This window comes from Gephyromycinifex aptenodytis, from assembly GCF_012277275.1.
Lineage (GTDB): Bacteria > Actinomycetota > Actinomycetes > Actinomycetales > Dermatophilaceae > Gephyromycinifex > Gephyromycinifex aptenodytis.
In genome coordinates this window covers 212,021-231,139 of record NZ_CP051155.1, presented here as the reverse complement: position 1 = coordinate 231,139, position 19,119 = coordinate 212,021, and the positions used below count along the sequence as shown (strand labels likewise).

The window sequence follows — 19,119 nt, the reverse complement described above, 5'->3', positions numbered from 1 at the left end:
CGTCTCAGCGCAGGGAACGGCGCCCGACATCGGTCCGCGCGTCGGCGGGCGCCAATTGGATGCTGACCCCCAATACATCGACCCCGCGGGGGTGCGCGTTGAGCGGGTCCAGTTCCAGCTTGGCGATCTCCGGGTGGTCGTCCGCCAATTGTGAGACGCGCAGCACGATCTCTTCGAGTGCTTCCCGATCGACTGCAGGCAGACCCCGGTAACCGTGCAACAGCGGCGCCGCCGCGGGTGCGGTCACCAGGTCGCGGGCGTCGACATCAGTCAGCGGCGGGATGCGGTGGGCCAGGTCGCCCAACAGGTCGGCGGGGGGCCCGGACAGACCGAAGCTGACCACCGGGCCGAATAGTGGGTCCTCAACCGAGCGCAGCAGGGTCGCGATTCCCGGGGTGGCCATCTGTTGGACCACGAGTTGCGGGTCCTGGTCCGCGCCGAGGCGCTCCACGAGGGCCCGGTGGGCTTCTTGCACGCTGGCGGGGGTGTGCAGATCTCCGCGAACCCCGCCACTTCCGGGACGACCACGCAGACCTTCCCGCATGGATTTCACCACTACCGGATAGCCGAGCTGCTCAGCAGCGGCGACCGCGTCTTCCGCCGTGGGCGCCGGGATGGTCGGCCAGACGTGGATCCCGTACGCCGCCAACAGCGTCGCGGCCTCCTCCGGGCTCAGGTCTCGGCCTTGCGGGTGCTCGGCCAGGACGCGCTCGATGATGCGCCGAACCACGCCCCGGTTGACCCCCTCCGGGCGCTGGGTCACACCGTGCTCACGCTCGCGCCAGGCGACGTAACGGGTCACCGCTGCCAAAGCGGTCACACCGTCCAGCGGCGTCTCGAATACCGGGACGATGTGGCGTTGCCCCTGCTCGCCGACCGGCTGACCGGACTGTTGCATGGTCGTGCGCACGTCGCGCAAGCCCATGAAGGTGGCCAGGCACGGCTTGTTCGTCCGCCATACGGTGTGCGCCAGAGCCCGTGCCACCATTTCGTCGCTGGAACCCAGCGGCGGGATCAAACACACGAGCACGCTGTCCACTTCGGGGTCGCAGAAGGCTTCCTCCACTGCCGCGACGATGTCGGAAACACCAACCCCGATCGGCAATCCGACTGGGCCGTGTGTCACCGCCAAGCCTGCCTTGAGGGCCGCGTCGACCACGATCGAGTTCAGACCGCCGGAGTTGCCGACGACCGCCAGCCTGTTGCCGACGGGCAAGGGCTGCTGAGTGATGAGTTCGGCGATGTCGACCAGTTCGTGGATGTTACGGGCGCGAATGACACCGGCCTGCTCGAGCATGGAGTTGAAGGCCGCGGGATCCACCCGGGTTGCGCGGGCTCGATGGCCGGGTGGGACGGTACCTGCGGTGCCGGTCTTGACGCAGATCACCGGTTTGCGCAGCGAGAGTTGACGGGCGATGCGGGAGAATTTGCGGGCGTTGCCGACCGATTCCAAGTAGAGACCCACCGCGGTGGTGGCGTCGTCATCGATGAAGTACTGCATGAGGTCGTTGCCGGAGACGTCGACCCGGTTGCCGGCGGAGGCGAAAGTGGACACCCCGAGTCCGCGTCGCCTCAGCGAGCTGAGCAGCCCGACGCCCAGGCCGCCGCTCTGAGCGAAGATGCCCAAGGTTCCGGGTCGCGGCAGCGCCCGGGAGATGGTTGCGTTGAGGCGAACGTCCTCGTGGTTGTTCAACAGCCCGAAGGAGTTCGGGCCCAGCACCCGCATGCCGTTCTCGCGGGCGCGTCGCAGAAGTTCGGCTTGTCGCTCCTCCCCTTCCGGCCCTGCCTCAGCGAACCCGGAGGACACCACCACCAGGGTGCGCACCCCGGCTTGGGCACAGTCATCGACCACGTCCAAGACCCCGGCCGCCGGTACGGCGATGATCGCCATGTCGACCCCGCCCTCGATGTCGCTGACCTTGGAGTGGGCGGTCAGGCCGCGCACCACGTCGGCCTCGGTATTGACGATGTGAACCGAGCCGGTGAACCCGCCGTCCAGCAGGTTGTCCAGGACGAGCGAGCCGATGGCGTCCGGACGACGGCTGACACCCACGACCGCCACCGAGGACGGAGTCAGCACGGCCGACATGCTCTGGGCCTCGGCGCGGTGCTCCCGAGCCAGCTGTACGGCCTTGGCCTTCTCGGTGGGCTCGATGGTGAACTCGACGGCGATCACCCCGTCGTCGAAGTGATGGCGCACCTCATACCCGGCGTCGACGAATACCGACATCATCTTGCGGTTCTGCGGCAACACATCAGCGACGAACTTGCGCACTCCGGCGTCGGAGGCGATAGCGGCCAAATGCTCCAACAGCACCGACCCCACACCCTTGCCCTGGAAGTGGTCAGAGATGTTGAAGGCCACCTCGGCGGTGCTCTCATCGTGGAGGCGGTCGTAGCGGGCGATCCCGATGATCTCCCCGCGGATGGTCGCCACCAGCGCAGCCCGCTGGTCGTAGTCGACGTGGGTGAAGCGGTAGGCGTCCTTGTCGGAGAGTCGCTTGATGGGTGCGAAGAAGCGCAGGTAGATGGACTCATCCGATTGGCCGCTATGGAATTTGTGAATGCCCTCGGTATCGCTGGGAGTGATGGGGCGCACATGTGCCACCGAGCCGTCACGCAAGACGACATCGGCCTCCCATTCCACCGGATAGTTCGCGGGGAGGCCCTCTTCGGTAGCAGTCGACTCGGGCTCGATGGGTGCGTCTTCGGCCATGCTCCAATATCTCATGATCGAGCCGTTCGCGGCCCGGACCGCCGCAAAGCTGCTGAGCATCGCCAGAACCCGGTCACCTCGCGCGGCCTAGAGCCCACTGCGCCGCAATCTGAGACGAAGATCGATGCCAGCACTAGAGGAGCGACTTCAACGCGTTTTTCATGTCTGGACTTTGCGATGTATTCCCCAGCCAAAAGCCATTGCAGGTCCCGGCGGGGTTCCGGTGCACACAATTCGCACCGTGTCAGGCCGGGTAGAGTCACATTCGCCCTAGCCCACCTCCAGTAGCTGCGCGCGCAGCACACGGTAAGGAGAACGCGTGCATCGACCCCGCCGCCGCGCCGCGACCGTGGTGGGCGCCCATGCCAGCGGGGTTCCGGCCGCCACCATCACAGCCGAGTTCTGCGCTAGTGCCACACCTGCCCGACACGCTCCAGATAGTGGGTCCTGGCCGATACTCGTGCGGGGAATACCTGGCAGGGTGGTCGCCGAGCTTGTCCCCCTGCGTGCGGCGGCCGTCACCCACCCGATGATCGGACCGGTGACGGTTCGGGGATTCGGTGCACGGCGGCCGAAGGTCAGCGTCCTATGATTCTCACCGTTACACCCAACCCCAGCGTGGACCGCACGATGACGGTCGAGGCACTGCAGCCCGGGCAGGTGCAGTCCGCACTCACAACACATCTCGACCCTGGCGGAAAAGGCATCAACGTGACGCGCGCGCTCAGCGCCGCCGAAACAGCATCGCTGGCGATTCTGCCCATCGGGGGCGACTCCGGAGAAACGATGAGGGCACTGCTCACCCAAGCGGGCATTGACTTTTTTGCCGTCCCGATCCGGCAGCCCATCCGCAGCAACCTGTCAATCGTGGAACCCGATGGACGCACCACCAAGATCAATGAGCTCGGTCCCCGGCTCAGCGACGACGAAGTGGAGCAATTCTTTACCGTGCTCAGGCAAGGCCTGGCTCAGGGACCGGCATGGGTGGCCGGCTGCGGAAGCCTCCCGCCGGGGATGCCGACCGACTTCTACGCGCAATTGGTGCATTTGGCTCACCGAGCAGGTGTGCAGGTGGCGATCGACGCCTCCGCGGAGGCTCTCGCGCAGGCGGTGAACGCCGGACCCGACCTCATCAAGCCCAATCGCCGGGAGCTCGGTGAGCTGGTCGGCCGGGACCTACCGACGGTCGGCGCGGTCATCGACGGCGCCCGTGAGGCGATCCAGGCCGGTGTCGGAGCAGCGTTGGTCTCGCTTGGACGCGACGGCGCGATCCTGGTCACCGGCGAGCGGGTGTGCATGGCCGGCGCTCAGCTTGCCAACCTCGGCTGCGCCGTCGGCGCCGGAGACTGCGCTCTGGGCGGGTTTTTGCAGGCAGTGAGCAGCGGCCGATCCGCAACTGAGAGCCTGGGCATAGCGGTGGCCTGGGGAACGGCTGCCGCAGGCCTGCCCGCAACCCGAGTCCCCACCCCTTTCGATGTCGCCGCTGCCACCGTTGACTGGCACAACCCTGCCGACCCAAGCCGTCCTCTTACCGACTGACCATCCGCCTTCCTTCCTCTACAGGAGTCCACGTGAGCTATTCATCTCTCATCGCTGAAAGCCAGGTCATCCTCGGCCTGGAATCGCAGGACCGGATCGAAGCCACCCGTCTCCTGGGCCAAACGCTGGTGGAGGCGGGCCGGGTCAGTGATCTGGAGGGGTTCCTGGCCGATGTCGCTGCCCGAGAACGTCAGATGGCTACCGGGTTGCCCGGCGGCATCGGGATCCCGCACTGTCGCAGCGCACACGTGTCTGCCCCATCGTTGGCCTTCGGCCGCTCCGAACGAGGCATCGACTGGGGCGCGCAGGATGGGCCCGCCCACCTCATCTTCCTCATCGCCGCCCCGGAGGGCGGAGGCGAAGACCACCTGGCCATCCTGGCCAAGCTCGCTCGCAAGCTCATGCGGGCCGAGTTCAAGAACGGCCTGCGCACCGCCGCCGACGCAGCCACGGTCGTCAAGCTTGTCGATCGGGAGGTTGTCAACGCTTAAGGCCCACCCCAGCGGAAACGGGAGAGTCTGGCTGCTGCCAAGCTCGGAGTGCACCGGGAAGACCACGCGACCCGTCGCCGGCAGCCGAGCTCCTCCTCAACCGTCGCTGTAGGTCGGCCCGACCGGCGCCCAGCACAAAGTTGCGCTCCGTCATAGCCGGTCAGGAAACTCTTCGCCTGATCGGCTCCCCTGCCCCATCGAGAAAAGGAACCACACATGGCTACTCGCACCGCCACCATCGCCTCCGCTGTCGGTCTGCATGCCCGCCCCGCAGCGATGTTCGTCCAGGCAGCGACCGCAACGGGTTTGCCGGTCACGATCGCCAAGGAAGGACAAGACCCGGTGGATGCCCGCAGCATCCTGGCGGTCATGGCGCTGGGCGCAAAGCACGGCGAGACCGTGACGCTGGCTGCCGAGGGCGACGCCGCCGAGGCTGCGCTGGAATCCCTCGTTGAGTTGCTCTCCCGCGACCTGGACGCGCAGTGAGCATGAGCGCCCCGCATGACCTCCGGCACGGTCTCGGTGTGTCTGCCGGTACCGGCAGCGGCCCCGTCGTCCACGTACTGCCGGCCCCTGGACCGGATACCGACGAGCCGGCCACGACGGACGTCTCGGCCGCGAGCGGACAGGTACGCGCGGCGCTCGAACAGGTAGCAACCGGTTTGGAGGCTCGCCTGCAGAAGGCCGACACGCAGGCCACAGCGATCCTGCAAGCCACCGCGATGATGGCCCGAGACCCCGGCCTGGCCGATGCCGTCGACGGGCAGTTGAGACAAGGCCGCGGCCTCACCCACGCCGTCCACGAAGCGGTAGAGGAATACTGCGCGATGTTCGAGCAGCTCGGCGGCTACATGGCCGAGCGGGTCAGCGACCTGCGCGATGTCCGCGACCGCGCGATCTGCCGTCTGCGCGACCTGCCGGAACCGGGTGTGCCCGAGCTGGAGCAACCTTCGGTCCTGGTGGCGCTGGACTTGGCTCCCGCAGAGACGGCAACGCTGACCCCAGAGCTCACCTTGGGCTTGATCACCCAAGGTGGCGGGCCGACGAGTCACACCGCGATCCTGGCCGCACAGTTCGGCATCCCGGCAGTGGTTCAGGTGCCGCAGGCGATGCAGATCCCCGCCGGCGCGCAGGTCGCCCTGGATGGCGGTAGCGGTGAAGTCATCATCTCTCCCACCCCGCAGGAGCAGGCCGACTTCGCCGAACGCAGCCGCCGCCGCGAGGCCGCGTTCGATGACGTGTCCGGGCCTGGAGCCACCCGCGACGGCACGAAGATCGCACTGTTGGCCAATATCGGCACCGCCGACGATGCGCGGGCGGCCGCCCAACTGGACCTGGAGGGTTCCGGCCTCTTCCGCACCGAGTTCCTGTTCCTGGACCGCGACAGCGCCCCCAGCCTGCAGGAGCAGACCGAGACCTACAGCGCCGTGCTGCGGGCCTTCGCCGGTCGGCGCGTCATCGTGCGCACCCTGGATGCCGGCGCCGACAAGCCGTTGCCGTTCGCGGATCTCGGACCTGAGGACAACCCCGCCCTGGGTCGTCGCGGACTCCGGTTGGGGATGCTGCGCGAGGACCTGTTGGACACCCAGTTGCAGGCGCTGGCCGCTGCATACCAGGACACCGGCGGGGACCTGCGGGTGATGGCGCCGATGGTCGCCACCGTGGAAGAAGCTGAGTACTTCGCTGCCAAGGTGCGGGCCGTGGGGCTACCCAAGGTGGGCGTCATGATCGAGGTTCCTGCCGCCGCGCTGTGCGCCGAGCAAATCCTCTCGGTCGTCGACTTCGCCTCTATCGGAACCAACGACCTGCAGCAGTACACGATGGCCGCTGATCGCTTGCAGGGCGAGTTGGCCACCCTGCTCGATCCGTGGCAACCGGGTCTGCTGCAACTCATCAAGGCCACCTGTGATGGTGGACGCGCCGCTCAGCGCCCGATCGGTGTTTGCGGTGAGGCAGGCGGAGACCCGCTGTATGCGCTGGTCCTGGTGGGTCTGGGAGTCACCTCGCTGTCGATGGCGCCGGGCAGGGTGCCAGCGGTTCGTGCCGCCTTGAAACTGCACGACCTGCAGACCTGTAGCCAACTCGCGGCGGCTGCGGTGTCGGCGCGAACCCCCCAGCAGGCCAAGGACGCGGTGACCACCGCAGTGGACCCCCGCCTGCTCGAGCTTCTCTGAGGTGGCACCGGGCAGGTGCCTCCTGACCCGGACCTGGTGGTGCCGCTCGGACCTTGCTCCGAGCGGCACTACCGCATCAGGGGCCGCCGCACCGACAACGGCAGCCGGTCTGCACCGCGCGATGTTCACCCCGGACGTGGCCGCCGATGCCGGTGGCGGCGGTAGCGTGAGGGACGTCGCCGGCTCAGCACCTCGGGCCGCCCGCACTCGCCTTCCTACGAGGAGTTCACATGCAGATCACGAGCAGCACCGTCGCCCTGATCACCGGTGGCGCTTCCGGGTTGGGGGAAGCCACCGCGCGCAGGCTGCACGCCGATGGAGCAGCCGTCGTCCTTGTCGACCTGCCCAACAGCAAAGGCGAGGAGCTCGCCGCCGATCTGGGTGAACGCGCCCGGTTCGCACCGGCCGACGTGCGCGACGAGGCGCAGGTGCAGGCGGCCGTCGAGATGGCCAAGGAACTCGGTGAGTTGCGCATCGTAGTGACCTGCGCCGGGGTGGCGACCGCCGGACGGGTCGTGGGCCGCAAGGGTCCGCTGCCGCTGGAGAAGTTCCAGAGCGTCATCGACATCAACCTCGTCGGCTCCTTCAACGTCATGCGTCTCGCGGCGGCCGCGATGAGCACGAACGAACGCATCGACGGCGACCGCGGCGTCATCGTCATGACCGCCTCGATCGCGGCCTGGGACGGCCAGGTCGGCCAGGCCGCCTACGCCGCGAGCAAGGCCGGGATTGTTGGTCTGACCCTGTCAGCCGCCCGCGACCTGGCTGACAAGGCCATCCGGGTTGTCACCATCGCCCCAGGCACCATGGAGACCCCGATGATGGCCGGCATGCCGGAGGAGACCAAGGCCAGTTTGGGCGCCATGGTCCCCCACCCCAGCCGTCTGGGCCGTCCCGAGGAGTACGCCTCACTGGCCCGCCACGTCATCGACAACGGCATGCTCAACGGCGAAGCGATCCGAATGGACGGCGCGTTGCGGATGCCTCCCCGCTGAGCGCAGACCACCCAGCAGGCCCACCCGAGGATCGGGTGGGCCTGCTGCATTACCGAGAAGGGACGCGGCGACGAGCGCAACACCCCCGAGAGCCTGCACCGCACCCGCTGGGGTTGAGCTACCCGGGAAACCCGGCCACCGGGCTGCTGCGGATTTGTTTTCAGCTGGACTGACCGGCTCAGTTCGACGTGGGAGGGCAGTTGTCAGATGATCGGTCGTCCGCTCCGACGGCGCGCCCCTGCGACCCGGGGACGCCGGTAGGCAATGATGAGCGGTCGGTGACCTGAAGGGAGAGGCGTTCGTGGCGCGTCGCAAGCAGCCGTCCTTGCTCGATGAAGACTTCGAGGAGAACATCGTCGATATCGATGTTCAGGACGAGATGGAAAGCGCGTTCCTCGAGTACGCCTATTCGGTCATCTACTCCCGAGCCTTGCCTGACGCCCGCGACGGTCTGAAACCCGTGCAGCGGCGGATCCTCTACGGGATGCGTGAGCTCGGCCTGCGCCCTGAAAAAGCGCACGTCAAGAGCAGCCGCATCGTCGGTGAGGTGATGGGTAAGTACCACCCGCACGGCGACTCGGCCATCTATGACGCGCTGGTGCGCCTGGCCCAGCCCTTCACCATGCGACTACCGCTCGCCGATGGCCACGGAAACTTCGGCACCCTGGACGATGGGCCGGCCGCCGCGCGCTACACCGAGGCACGGATGGCGACCGCAGCGCTACCGATGGTCGCCGGTCTGGATGAGAACACGGTCGACTTCGTCCCCACCTACGATGACTCCCACACGCAGCCCGGAGTCCTGCCGGCGTCCTTCCCGAATCTGCTCGTCAACGGCGCAAGCGGGATCGCGGTGGGAATGGCGACGAACATGGCACCGCACAACCTCATCGAGGTCGTCGGCGCCGCCCGCCACCTGCTTGCCCACCCCGAGGCCTCCCTGGAGGACCTCATGCGCTTCGTGCCGGGTCCGGACCTGCCCGGCGGCGGGCGCATCATCGGCCTGGATGGCATCCGCGACGCCTACGCCACCGGCCGGGGCACCTTCCGCACCCGGGCCACGGTGCGCATCGAGAACGTCACGGCCCGTAAGAAGGGCATCGTCGTCACCGAGCTGCCCTACCTCGTCGGCCCGGAGAAGGTCACGACGAAGATCAAGGAACTCGTCCAGGCGAAGAAACTGCAGGGCATCTCGGACCTGCAGGACCTGACCGACGGCGAGAACGGCCTCCACCTGGTCATCGAGATCAAGAACGGCTACAACCCCGAGGCGGTATTGCAGCACCTCTACCGGCTCACCCCGTTGGAGGATTCGTTCGGGATCAACAACGTCGCACTCGTCGAGGGCCGTCCGCAGACCTTGGGCCTGGTCGAACTGCTTCGCGTCTACCTGGACTTCAGGGTCGATGTCGTCCGGCGCCGCACCCAATACCGTCTCGATCGGGCGCTGGAACGCCTGCACCTGGTCGAAGGCCTGCTCATCGCCATCCTCGACATCGACGAGGTCATCCAGCTGATCCGCGCCGCCGACGACGCGACGGTGGCCCGGACCAGGCTGATGGAGGTCTTCGAGCTTTCCGAACCGCAGGCGACCTACATCCTGGATCTGCAGCTGCGACGCCTCACCAAGTTCAGCCGACTCGAGTTGGAGAAGGAAGCAACCGAGCTGGCGCAGTTCATCGAGCAGATGCGCCAAATCCTGGGGGACGAGGAGGTGCTGCGGAAGGTCGTCAGCGATGAACTCGCGTCCGTCGCCAACGAATTGGGCACCCCCCGGCGCACCGTGCTGTTGGAATCGGCCGGCACCTCCCCCACCGCAGCAGCTCCGTTGGAAGTGGGCGACGACCCGTGCCAGGTGCTGCTGTCCTCGACGGGGCTGCTGGCCCGCACCGCCGATGCCAGCCCGCTGACCCCGGGCAATCGCCGGGCCAAGCACGACGCCATCGTGGCCGCGGTGACCACGACCGCCCGCGGTGAGGTTGGGCTGGTCACCTCACTGGGGCGGGTCCTGCGCCTGTCGGTGCTGGAGTTGCCGACCCTGCCACCCACGGACTCGCCGACTCTGTCCGGGGGCACGCCCCTGTCGATGTATGTGGAACTGGCTGCCGGGGAGCGCGCCTTGACCCTGCTGTCCCTGGAGCCCACCGGCCCCGGGTTGGCGCTGGGTACCCGCGCCGGGATCGTCAAACGGGTCACCACCGACTACCCGGCCGGCCGCGACAGTTTCGACATCATCAGCCTCAAGGACGGCGATGTGCTGGTCGGAGCGGCGCAGCTACGTACCGGCAACGAGGAGCTCGTCTTCATCACCCAGGATGCCCACCTGCTGCACTTCAGCGCCGAGAAGGTGCGCCCGCAGGGGCGGGCCGCCGGCGGGGTAGCAGGAATCAAACTCACCTCATCGGAAGCGGTCTGGTTTGGCGCTGTGCCAGACAGTGACGAAACCGTGGTGGTCACGGTCTCCGGCACCGGGGACGCCCGCCCCGGCACGCAGGCTGGCTCGGTGAAGGTGACCCGCTTTGCGGAATTCCCCGGCAAGGGACGAGCCACCGCGGGAGTGCGCTGCCATCGCTTCCTGCGCGAGGAGAAGGCACTGTTGCTGGCCTGGGCAGGGCCTGGGCCGGCCAAAGCTGCCGCAAGCAGCGGTGTGGCCATCACGTTGCCGGCGCCGGATGGACGCCGCGACGGTTCGGGCAGCCCCGCACCCGCCCCGATCGCCGCCATCGCCCCGGCCGCCGTCGGCGCCCCGCCGGATGAGCCCGAGGACGTAGTCGGCGAGCAGGCTGAGCAGGTCAGCGCGACGGCTGCGCTTCCGGGCCTGCCCGAACCTGGCTCGCGTCGACCGAAGGTGCTGGTCGATCGCAGCGACTATGACCCCGACTCGCTGGAGGATGTCGTCCAGACCGGCGAGGAGTGAGCAGTCCCGGCCCCCGGAGACTCGGCCGCGAATGGGTCTGCTGGGATGCTCAGCGTGCTGGGTTGCGCGAGCACGAGGAGTCGGTCCTCGGCTGCTACCGGGTGTAGTCACGGGCGCGTAAAAAGTGACACATGTCACATTGGGTCCTTGTCAAATCCGTTGACCTCGCACTGCGAGAAGACGCGAAACGCGCTCTTGACCAGCACTTTCCACTGAAGTCGCGCGCTGCGAAACAGACTGTGTCCCACTTGTGATCTTTGCGGATGCGCAGGGGTCCGTGCTTGTCTCGAGAGAAACCAGCCCGAGGTATGCGCTCCGTTCTGGACCCGTCATGCCGTGATCAAAGGAGTTGTTACTGGTTGTCAGTAATCACCCTCTCGCACGCGTACAAAGCCTTCGGCCCCCGAGCTAAGGGGGCACCGGATCGCCTACGCGCCGGTGAATCCCGAGCAGATCTCGCCGCCGACGGCATCACAGCCGCGGTGATCGACGCCAATCTGGCCGTCGAACGCGGCGAGATCTTCGTCGTTATGGGGCTCTCCGGTTCGGGAAAGTCCACCCTCATCCGCATGGTCAACGGCCTGCTCCCGGCAACATCGGGCTCCGTCGTGGTCAACGACGTCGAGGTCAGTGGCATCTCAGGGGCGCGGCTTCGTGAGTTGCGACGCGACAGCGTCAGCATGGTGTTTCAACACTTCGCGCTCTTTCCGCACCGCACCGTCTTGGAGAACGCCGCCTACGGCCTGGCCACCCGGGGCATGAATCGTTCGGATCGCGCCGACAAGGCGCGCACCGCCCTGGAGTTGTGCGGCTTGGCCGGTTGGGAAGACAGGTACCCCAAGCAGCTCTCGGGTGGGATGCAGCAGCGCGTCGGGCTGGCCCGCGCGCTGGCCGCGGAGACTGACATCCTTCTCATGGATGAGGCCTTCAGCGCCCTGGACCCGCTGATCCGCCGAGAGATGCAGGACCAGCTCGTCGACCTGCAACACCGGCTCGGCAAAACGATCCTGTTCATCACCCACGACCTCAACGAGGCGATGCGTCTCGGTGATCGGATCGCCATGATGCGCGATGGCCGGATCGAACAAGTCGGGACCACTGAAGAGATCCTCACCGACCCCGCCAACGACTACGTTGCGCGCTTCGTGGCGGATGTGGACCGTTCGCGGGTCATCCTCGCCGGCTCGGTGATGGAGCCGCCGGTGGCTGTCTTGGGCGCCGACATGGGCCCGCGGGCCGCGCACCGGATCATGCGCGAACACCAGATCGGGATCTTGTATGTGCTCAACCGCGACCGCACTCTCCTGGGGCAGGTCGAGGAGGCCGATGTGGCGGCCGCGGTCGAACGCGGCGAGAACCACGTGACGGGCATTCTGCGTCAGTCGGTGACGGTGCGCTCAGACGCCCCGTTGGCTGATGTCACCGCTTTCTCGGCGCGAGCGCTGCTGCCGGTCGCCGTAGTGGACGCGGAAAATCACCTGGTGGGCGTGGTTCCCAAGGTGACGCTGCTCAACGCGTTGAGCCCCGACCCTGCGCCGCAGGAGCTGCAGACACCACCGGAGAGCGCGACCGGCACCATCGCCGCACCGGGGCTGCCCCGATCCAATGGCGGCGCGAGCGCCGTGAACTTCTCGGAAGGAGCCGAAGATGCTGGCTGAGACGACACCTTCGGAGGCCTTCGAGGTCCCGCGCATCCCCATCGGGGATGTCTTCGACCGGGGCGTCACCTGGCTGACCAACAACGCTCAGGGATTCTTCGACAGCATCCAGCACCTCGTGCAGGCGGCTGTGACCGTGCTATTGGATGTCCTGACCTGGCCACCAGCCCTGGTGACCGTCGCCATCCTCGCCCTCTTCGCGTTCGCCGCGCGTGGATGGCGGTTCGCGCTCTTCTCGGTGCTGGCGCTCACGCTGATCGTGAGCATGCACCAGTGGCCCAACACGATGAGTTCACTGGCGCTCATCCTGGTCGCGAGCGTTATCGCCATCGTCATCGCGATCCCGCTCGGCGTCCTGGCCGCCCGCAGCGATATGGCCTCCCGGATCATCACCCCGATCTTGGACTTCATGCAGACGATGCCAGCCTTCGTCTATCTCATCCCGGCTGTCACGTTCTTCAGCGTCGGGGTCGTCCCCGGCATCATTGCCACGGTCATCTTTTCGATGCCGCCGGGAGTTCGACTCACCGAACTCGGTATTCGCGGCGTGGACCCCGAACTCGTCGAGGCTGGTTACGCCTTCGGGGCGACGCCCCGGGCGGTGCTCGGCGGAATCCAGATCCCGCTGGCGTTGCGCAGCATCATGGCCGGCGTCAACCAGGTCATCATGCTTGCGCTCTCGATGGTGGTCATCGCCGGCATGGTCGGCGCGGGTGGGCTCGGCGGGGCGGTCTTCGAATCGATCACCCGTCTGGACATGGCCCTCGGCTTCGAGGCAGGACTCGCCGTGGTCATCATCGCTATCTACCTCGACCGCCTAACCGGCGCGGTCGGTTCCAGCAGCAGAAAAGCCAGCACGAACTAAAACGTTCACTATCCGTCACCCTTTAGGAGACGAAAATGGCATTGCGACGCATGACAACCATCACTGCGGGGCTCACCCTCACCGTCCTCGGGCTCAGCGCCTGCGGCGGCGGCGCGTCCGAGGCACCCGCCGGCGACGGCCAAGGATCGGCCGGCGCCGGGCAGAAGAAAGAGATCACCATCGGGTACATCCCCTGGGATGAGGACATCGCCGTCACCCACCTGTGGGAGCGGGTGCTGACCGATAAGGGTTACACCGTCACCACCAAGCAGCTGGACGTCGCGCCTACCTTCGTCGGGTTGGCCCAAGGCGACATCGACCTGTACCTCGACGGTTGGCTGCCGGTAACCCACGAGGACTATTGGAAGAAGTACGGCGACAAGATCGAAGACGTGCAGACCTGGTATGACAACGCCAAGCTCACCATCGCTGTGCCCGAGTACATGACCGACGTCAAGTCGATCGCCGACCTGAAGGGCAAGGGCAACACCTTCAAGGGCCGCATCATCGGCATCGAGCCGGGCGCCGGATTGACCCGGGTCACCAAGGACGCAGCGATGCCGAAGTACGGGCTCGACGGTGAGTACCAGCTCGTGACGTCCTCCACCGCGGCGATGCTCGCCGAGCTGAAGAAGGCCACCGACGCCAAGGAGCCCATCGTGGTCACCCTGTGGCGTCCGCACTGGGCCTACGACAAGTTCCCGATCCGCGACCTCGAGGACCCTGAGGGCGCCATGGGTGAGGCGGAGCAGATCAAGGCTCTGGGCCGGGAGGGCTTCGGCAAGGACTACCCGGAAGTGGATGCCATGCTGAAGAAGTTCACGATGGACGACAAGGAACTCGGTTCCTTGGAGAACCTGGTCCTGCAGGAGAACAAGGACGACCCGGCCAAGGGCGTCGAAGAATGGCTCAAGGAGTACCCCGACTTCGTGACCTCACTCGACTGACCGCTTGCTGATGAGTTCGGCCCGCCGCAGACCTTCTGCGGCGGGCCGAACTCATCTGTGCCCAGTCCGGTGGACCGCACCCCGCGGCGGGCAGGTGGCAGATCCGAAAAACGTCAGAGAATTTCGAACAGGCCCGCTGCTCCCATGCCGCCACCGACACACATGGTCACGACGCCATAGCGAGCGCCTCGACGCCGGCCCTCGATGAGCAGATGTCCGGCCATCCGGGCACCACTCATGCCGTAGGGATGCCCGATGGCGATGGCACCACCGCTGACGTTGTACCGGCCGGGGTCGATGCCGAGCCGGTCACGGCAGTAGAGCGCTTGCACCGCGAACGCCTCGTTGAGCTCCCATAGGTCGATGTCATCGACGGTGAGCCCGTGTTGAGCTAGCAGCTTGGGAACCGCGAAGATCGGGCCGATCCCCATCTCCTCAGGCTCACAGCCCGCGACAGCCATGCCGTGGAAGATGCCCAGCGGCGTAAGACCACGACGGGATGCCTCCTGGGCCTCCATCAGGACCATCGCCGAGGCGCCGTCAGATAACTGCGAAGCGTTACCCGCCGTGATTGTGAGGTCTGCGGAGCCATCTTTGGCCAACACCGGGTTGAGCTTTGCCAAGTCCTCGATCGTCGTCCCCGGACGGTTGCCCTCGTCCCGCGCCAGCGTCACCTCCTGGGAGCCGATCTGCCCGGTAGCTCGGTCTTTGGTGAGCATGGTGGAGCGAAGCGGCACGATCTCATCATCGAAAGCACCCGCCTGTTGTGCGGCAGCCGTGCGTCGTTGGGACTCCAAGGCGTACTCGTCTTGAGCCTCCCGTGAGATGCCGTACCGCTGCGCCACCACCTCTGCGGTCTCCAGCATCGGCATGTACGTGGCCGGGATCTGCTCGACCAGCCATGGGTCCTGAGCACGATAGGTGTTGAGATGCTCGTTCTGCACCAGCGAGACAGACTCGACGCCGCCACCGACGACGACGTCCATCCCGTCTGCAACCACCTGCCTGGCTGCGATCGCGATCGCCATCAGCCCGCTGGCGCACTGGCGGTCGACGGACATGCCGGCCACCGAGGTAGGCAGCCCGGCCCGGAGCGCGGCTTGGCGACCGATATTCATCGAGGTCGATCCCTGTTGCAGGGCAGCGCCGATGACGACGTCCTGAACTCGTTCACCCTCGACCCCGGCGCGCTCTACTGCGTGCGCAACGGCGTGCCCGATGAGTTCTTGGGCTTGGGTGTCGTTGAACGCCCCGCGGTAGGCACGCCCGATGGGTGTGCGCGCGGTGGACACGATAACGGCTTGACGCATGAAGACTCCTGGCAGGTGCAAGAAATGCGGGACAGGTCGGGAAGAGCTCAGCTCGCAGGTAGCTCCACGAGATCGGCAAGGTCGCTTCGGTGTCGATCCGGGGTCCCAAGCGCCAGTTGATCGGCCTTGGCTCGCTTGAGCCGCAGATGGATCGGGTGCTCCCAGGTCATTCCGATACCGCCGTGCAGCTGCAAGGCTTCTTCGGCGGCGCGAACGGCGGCGTCAGAGCACCAGGATTGCGCGACAGCCTGGGCGACCTCAGCGTCCGGGTCGCCCGCGGCGAGGGTCGCCGCAGCGTACCGAGATGCCGCCTGAGCGTTGACGATCACGAGGTATAGGTCGGCCAGGCGGTGCTTGATCGCCTGGAAGGAACCGATAGGGCGGGCGAACTGCACCCGCTCCTTGACGTAGGCCAGGACCGTCTCCAGGCACCACTGGGCCAGACCGAGCTGCTCGGCTGCCAGCAGCGCCGCGCCTGCAGCCAGACCCGCATCGACCGCCTCCTGCGCCTCACGACCCGAGGCGAGTTGCGTTCCGGGTCCGGTGAGCTGCACCCGAGCCAGCGGACGACTCATGTCCAAGGCGATGACCGGTTCGAGCGCGACCTCGTCCCGGCGGTAGCAGCGAAGGCAGAGCACGTCCCCCTGCCCCATGACCGGAGCCAGAAAGAGATCGGCCTCCAGAACCCCGGCGACCGGTTCGATCGTGCCCTCGACCGGTGTCCACGCCCCGGAACGGGCAGTCCACGGCAAGACGAGCGCAGCGGTCGCCTCGCCTGCGGCCAGGCGCGGCAGATACTGCTCATCCCCCGCCGAAAGCAGTGCGGTCGTGGCGATGACAGCGCTGGTGAGGAACGGGACTGGGGCGAGCGAGCGGCCGAGCTCTTCCAGGACGACGGCCGCCTCCCGCGCCCCGGCCCCGGCACCGCCCAGCGCTTCGGGCACAAGCAACCCGGCCAGGCCGAGCTGCTGGGTCAGGGTCAGCCAGATGCCCGAGACGTCCATGGCCGGTTCGTCGGCGAGCCGGGCCACCAGGGCGTCGTTCATGCTGCGCTGAAGGGTGGCGCGAACGCTTGCCCGCAGCGACTCTTCGACGTCGGAGTAGAGAAGATCAGTCATCTCGGCACATCCTTGAAGGCAATCCCCTTGTCGGGGCGGTGTTCTGGGGGCAGTCCAAGCACCCGCTCGGCGATGACGTTGCGCATGATCTCGCTTGTGCCGCCCTCGATGGAGTTGCCCTTAGCCCGCAGGTAGCGAAACCCGGGGCCGCGGCCCAGGAAAGAGGCGCTGTCGGGGCGCACCATCGTCCAGTCGTCGTAGAGCAGCCCTTCCTCAGGGTCGAGTTCAAGGGCAAAGCCACTCACCTGCTGAGCCTGGTGGGCGAAGGCCAGCTTCATCGCTGAACTCTCCGGGCCGGGCTGCCCGGCTTGGAGTTGCTGACGCAGCCGTTCGCCGGCCAGGCGCGTCACCTCGGTCTCGACCCACCACTGCATCAGCTCGGCGTGGTGACCCGGGGTGCGCACAGCAGGCTCTTGGCGCCAGCGCTGGGTGACCTTGCCGATCTGCCCAGCCTCCCGGTCGTTGCCCGCCCCGATCGCCACCCGCTCGTTGTTCAACGTCGTCGTGGCGACTTTCCACCCCTGGCCGACATCGCCGATCCGGTGCTGATCGGGCACGCGCACGCCGGTGAGGAAGACCTCGTTGAACTCCGCCTCGCCGGTGATCTGGCGCAGGGGACGCACCTGCACGCCCGGGTCGCTCATGTCCACGACGAAGTAGGTGAGCCCGGCATGCTTGGGAACCGAGGTGTCGGTGCGCGCTAGCAGAATCGCGTACTGGGCGTTATGCGCAGCAGAGGTCCACACCTTCTGCCCGTCTACGACCCAGTCATCGCCGTCGCGAACAGCCCTGGTAGACACGGCCGCCAGGTCGGACCCGGCTCCCGGCTCGCTGAAGAGCTGGCACCAGATTTCGGTGCACGTGAAGATCGGGCGCAGGAAGCGCCGCTGCAGCTGCTCGGTTCCGAACGCCACCAAAGTCGGGGCCGTCATGCCGAGCCCGATGCTGTTGCGCCCGTAGTCCGGGGTCGGCGCCCCGGCTGCGGCCAGGAGGTCGTCGACCTCCTGCTGTCGACCGCGCGCCAGGGCGAGGCCACCGAGTCCGGGCGGGAAATGCACCCAGGCCAGACCGGCATCGAAGCGGGCCCCCAGAAACTCACTGGGCTCGGTGGTCGCGGGGTCGTGCTCGCGCAGCAGGTCCTGCACCCGCTGCGGTAGATCTGACGTCTGCTCAGACATTCGAGGTCCTCCGTCGAATCTCGTGACGGGCAAGGGCGTTCTTGTGTACCTCGTCGGGGCCGTCGGCGAAGCGCAACGTGCGCACCTGGGTGAACCAGTCCGCCACCGGGTAGTCCTGGCTCATTCCGGCGGCACCGTGCACCTGCACCGCCTTGTCGACGATCCACTCCACGGTTCGGGGTGCAACGATCTTGATCGCCTGGATCTCGGTATGGGCACCCTTGTTGCCGACCGTGTCCATCAACCACGCCGCTTTGAAGGTGAGCAGGCGCAGCTGCTCGATGCGAACCCGCGACTCCGCGATCCACTCCCGGATGACGCCCTGCTCAGCAAGTGGCTTACCGAAAGCGACCCGTTGCGCAGCCCGATCGATCATCAGCTCCAGGGAGCGCTCGGCGATCCCGATTAGACGCATGCAGTGATGGATCCGGCCCGGGCCGAGGCGCGCCTGAGCGATAGCGAAACCGCTGCCCTCCTGACCGATGAGGTTGCTTGCCGGGACCCGCACGTCGACGAAGTCGATCTCGGCGTGACCGCCGTGGTCCCGATCGTCATAACCGAACACGGTCATCCCGCGACGCACGTTCACACCGGGGGTATCCCGCGGGACCAGGATCATCGACTGCTGGTGGTGACGATCCGCAGACGGATCGGTTTTACCCATCACGATGAGGACCTTGGCCTGGGGGTTCATCGCGCCGGAGATGAACCACTTACGGCCGTTGATGACGTAGTGGTCGCCGTCGCGCACGATCGAGGTCTCGATGTTCGTCGCATCCGAGCTGGCCACCCCCGGCTCAGTCATCGCGAAAGCAGAGCGAATCTGACCCTCGAGCAGAGGCGCCAACCACTGCTCTTTCTGCTCCTGGGTGCCGAACATGTGCAGCACCTCCATGTTGCCCGTGTCGGGCGCAGCGCAGTTCGTCGCCACCGGTGCGATGTGCGGGCTGCGGCCGAGCGTCTCGCACAACGGCGCATATTGCAGGTTGGTCAGGCCCGCGCCGTCCGAACCGGGCAGGAACAGGTTCCACAGCCCCTGGCTGCGGGCGGCAGCCTTCGCCTGCTCGATGACCGGCGGGGGTGACCACCGTTCGGGCGCGGCCTGGAGCTGTTCGTTGTAGGTGCTCTCGATGGGGTAGATGTGCTCGTCCATGAAAGCGGCGAGTTGCTCATGGCGCGCCACGGTCGTGGGGTCGGGCGAGAAGTCCACG

Annotated in this window: 14 protein-coding genes; 9 read left to right on the top strand and 5 right to left on the bottom strand. The window is 66.8% G+C overall.

Annotated elements, in window-relative coordinates:
- Positions 1–4: 4 nt before the first annotated feature.
- On the bottom strand, positions 5–2,776 hold the full coding sequence (locus tag G9V96_RS00965) for a bifunctional acetate--CoA ligase family protein/GNAT family N-acetyltransferase (RefSeq protein ID WP_226913363.1): 2,772 nt from the start codon (positions 2,774–2,776) through the stop codon (positions 5–7).
- Positions 2,777–3,304: 528 nt separating this feature from the next.
- Between G9V96_RS00965 and pfkB the strand changes: the two genes are divergently transcribed.
- The 9 genes from pfkB (at position 3,305) to G9V96_RS00920 (ending at position 14,302) form a co-directional block, all read left to right on the top strand.
- Positions 3,305–4,255: a 1-phosphofructokinase gene (gene pfkB / locus G9V96_RS00960; protein WP_168581358.1), complete on the top strand. Its 951-nt coding sequence runs from the start codon at positions 3,305–3,307 to the stop codon at positions 4,253–4,255.
- 32 nt (positions 4,256–4,287) lie between these two features.
- Positions 4,288–4,746, top strand: coding sequence for a PTS sugar transporter subunit IIA (locus tag G9V96_RS00955; RefSeq protein ID WP_210424433.1), 459 nt, complete (start codon positions 4,288–4,290; stop codon positions 4,744–4,746).
- A gap of 216 nt (positions 4,747–4,962) precedes the next feature.
- Entirely contained in the window at positions 4,963–5,232 is a 270-nt protein-coding gene (locus G9V96_RS00950; protein ID WP_168581357.1) for an HPr family phosphocarrier protein, read from the top strand.
- A gap of 38 nt (positions 5,233–5,270) precedes the next feature.
- A complete protein-coding gene (gene ptsP, locus G9V96_RS00945; protein ID WP_449727780.1) occupies positions 5,271–6,920 on the top strand; it encodes a phosphoenolpyruvate--protein phosphotransferase in 1,650 nt (549 codons plus the stop codon).
- A 230-nt stretch (positions 6,921–7,150) separates the two neighbouring features.
- Entirely contained in the window at positions 7,151–7,915 is a 765-nt protein-coding gene (locus G9V96_RS00940; RefSeq protein ID WP_168581355.1) for an SDR family NAD(P)-dependent oxidoreductase, read from the top strand.
- A gap of 301 nt (positions 7,916–8,216) precedes the next feature.
- Positions 8,217–10,832 carry a DNA gyrase/topoisomerase IV subunit A gene (locus G9V96_RS00935; RefSeq protein WP_226913362.1) on the top strand — a complete coding sequence of 872 codons (2,616 nt, stop codon included), beginning with the start codon at positions 8,217–8,219 and terminating at the stop codon, positions 10,830–10,832.
- A 359-nt stretch (positions 10,833–11,191) separates the two neighbouring features.
- Entirely contained in the window at positions 11,192–12,490 is a 1,299-nt protein-coding gene (locus G9V96_RS00930) for a quaternary amine ABC transporter ATP-binding protein (protein WP_226913361.1), read from the top strand.
- Positions 12,480–13,355 (top strand): ABC transporter permease, encoded by an 876-nt coding sequence (locus tag G9V96_RS00925; RefSeq protein WP_168581353.1) that lies wholly within the window; start codon positions 12,480–12,482, stop codon positions 13,353–13,355. The genes G9V96_RS00930 and G9V96_RS00925 overlap by 11 nt, the downstream gene beginning before the upstream one ends.
- A gap of 35 nt (positions 13,356–13,390) precedes the next feature.
- Entirely contained in the window at positions 13,391–14,302 is a 912-nt protein-coding gene (locus tag G9V96_RS00920) for a glycine betaine ABC transporter substrate-binding protein (RefSeq protein WP_168581352.1), read from the top strand.
- A gap of 113 nt (positions 14,303–14,415) precedes the next feature.
- Here the strand turns inward: G9V96_RS00920 and G9V96_RS00915 are convergent, their stop codons facing one another.
- Genes G9V96_RS00915 through G9V96_RS00900 form a run of 4 tightly spaced genes read right to left on the bottom strand, consistent with a single transcriptional unit; the run spans position 14,416 to position 19,118 of the window.
- Positions 14,416–15,612 carry an acetyl-CoA C-acyltransferase gene (locus G9V96_RS00915; RefSeq protein WP_168581351.1) on the bottom strand — a complete coding sequence of 399 codons (1,197 nt, stop codon included), beginning with the start codon at positions 15,610–15,612 and terminating at the stop codon, positions 14,416–14,418.
- A 47-nt stretch (positions 15,613–15,659) separates the two neighbouring features.
- The gene (locus G9V96_RS00910) at positions 15,660–16,730 is read right to left on the bottom strand and encodes an acyl-CoA dehydrogenase (protein WP_168581350.1); all 1,071 of its coding nucleotides are present in this window, start codon (positions 16,728–16,730) and stop codon (positions 15,660–15,662) included.
- The gene (locus G9V96_RS00905; RefSeq protein ID WP_168581349.1) at positions 16,727–17,908 is read right to left on the bottom strand and encodes an acyl-CoA dehydrogenase family protein; all 1,182 of its coding nucleotides are present in this window, start codon (positions 17,906–17,908) and stop codon (positions 16,727–16,729) included. The genes G9V96_RS00910 and G9V96_RS00905 overlap by 4 nt, the downstream gene beginning before the upstream one ends.
- Positions 17,901–19,118, bottom strand: coding sequence for an acyl-CoA dehydrogenase family protein (locus G9V96_RS00900; protein ID WP_168581348.1), 1,218 nt, complete (start codon positions 19,116–19,118; stop codon positions 17,901–17,903). Before G9V96_RS00900 ends, G9V96_RS00905 begins: the two co-directional genes overlap by 8 nt.
- Between the last annotated feature and the right edge of the window lies 1 nt (position 19,119).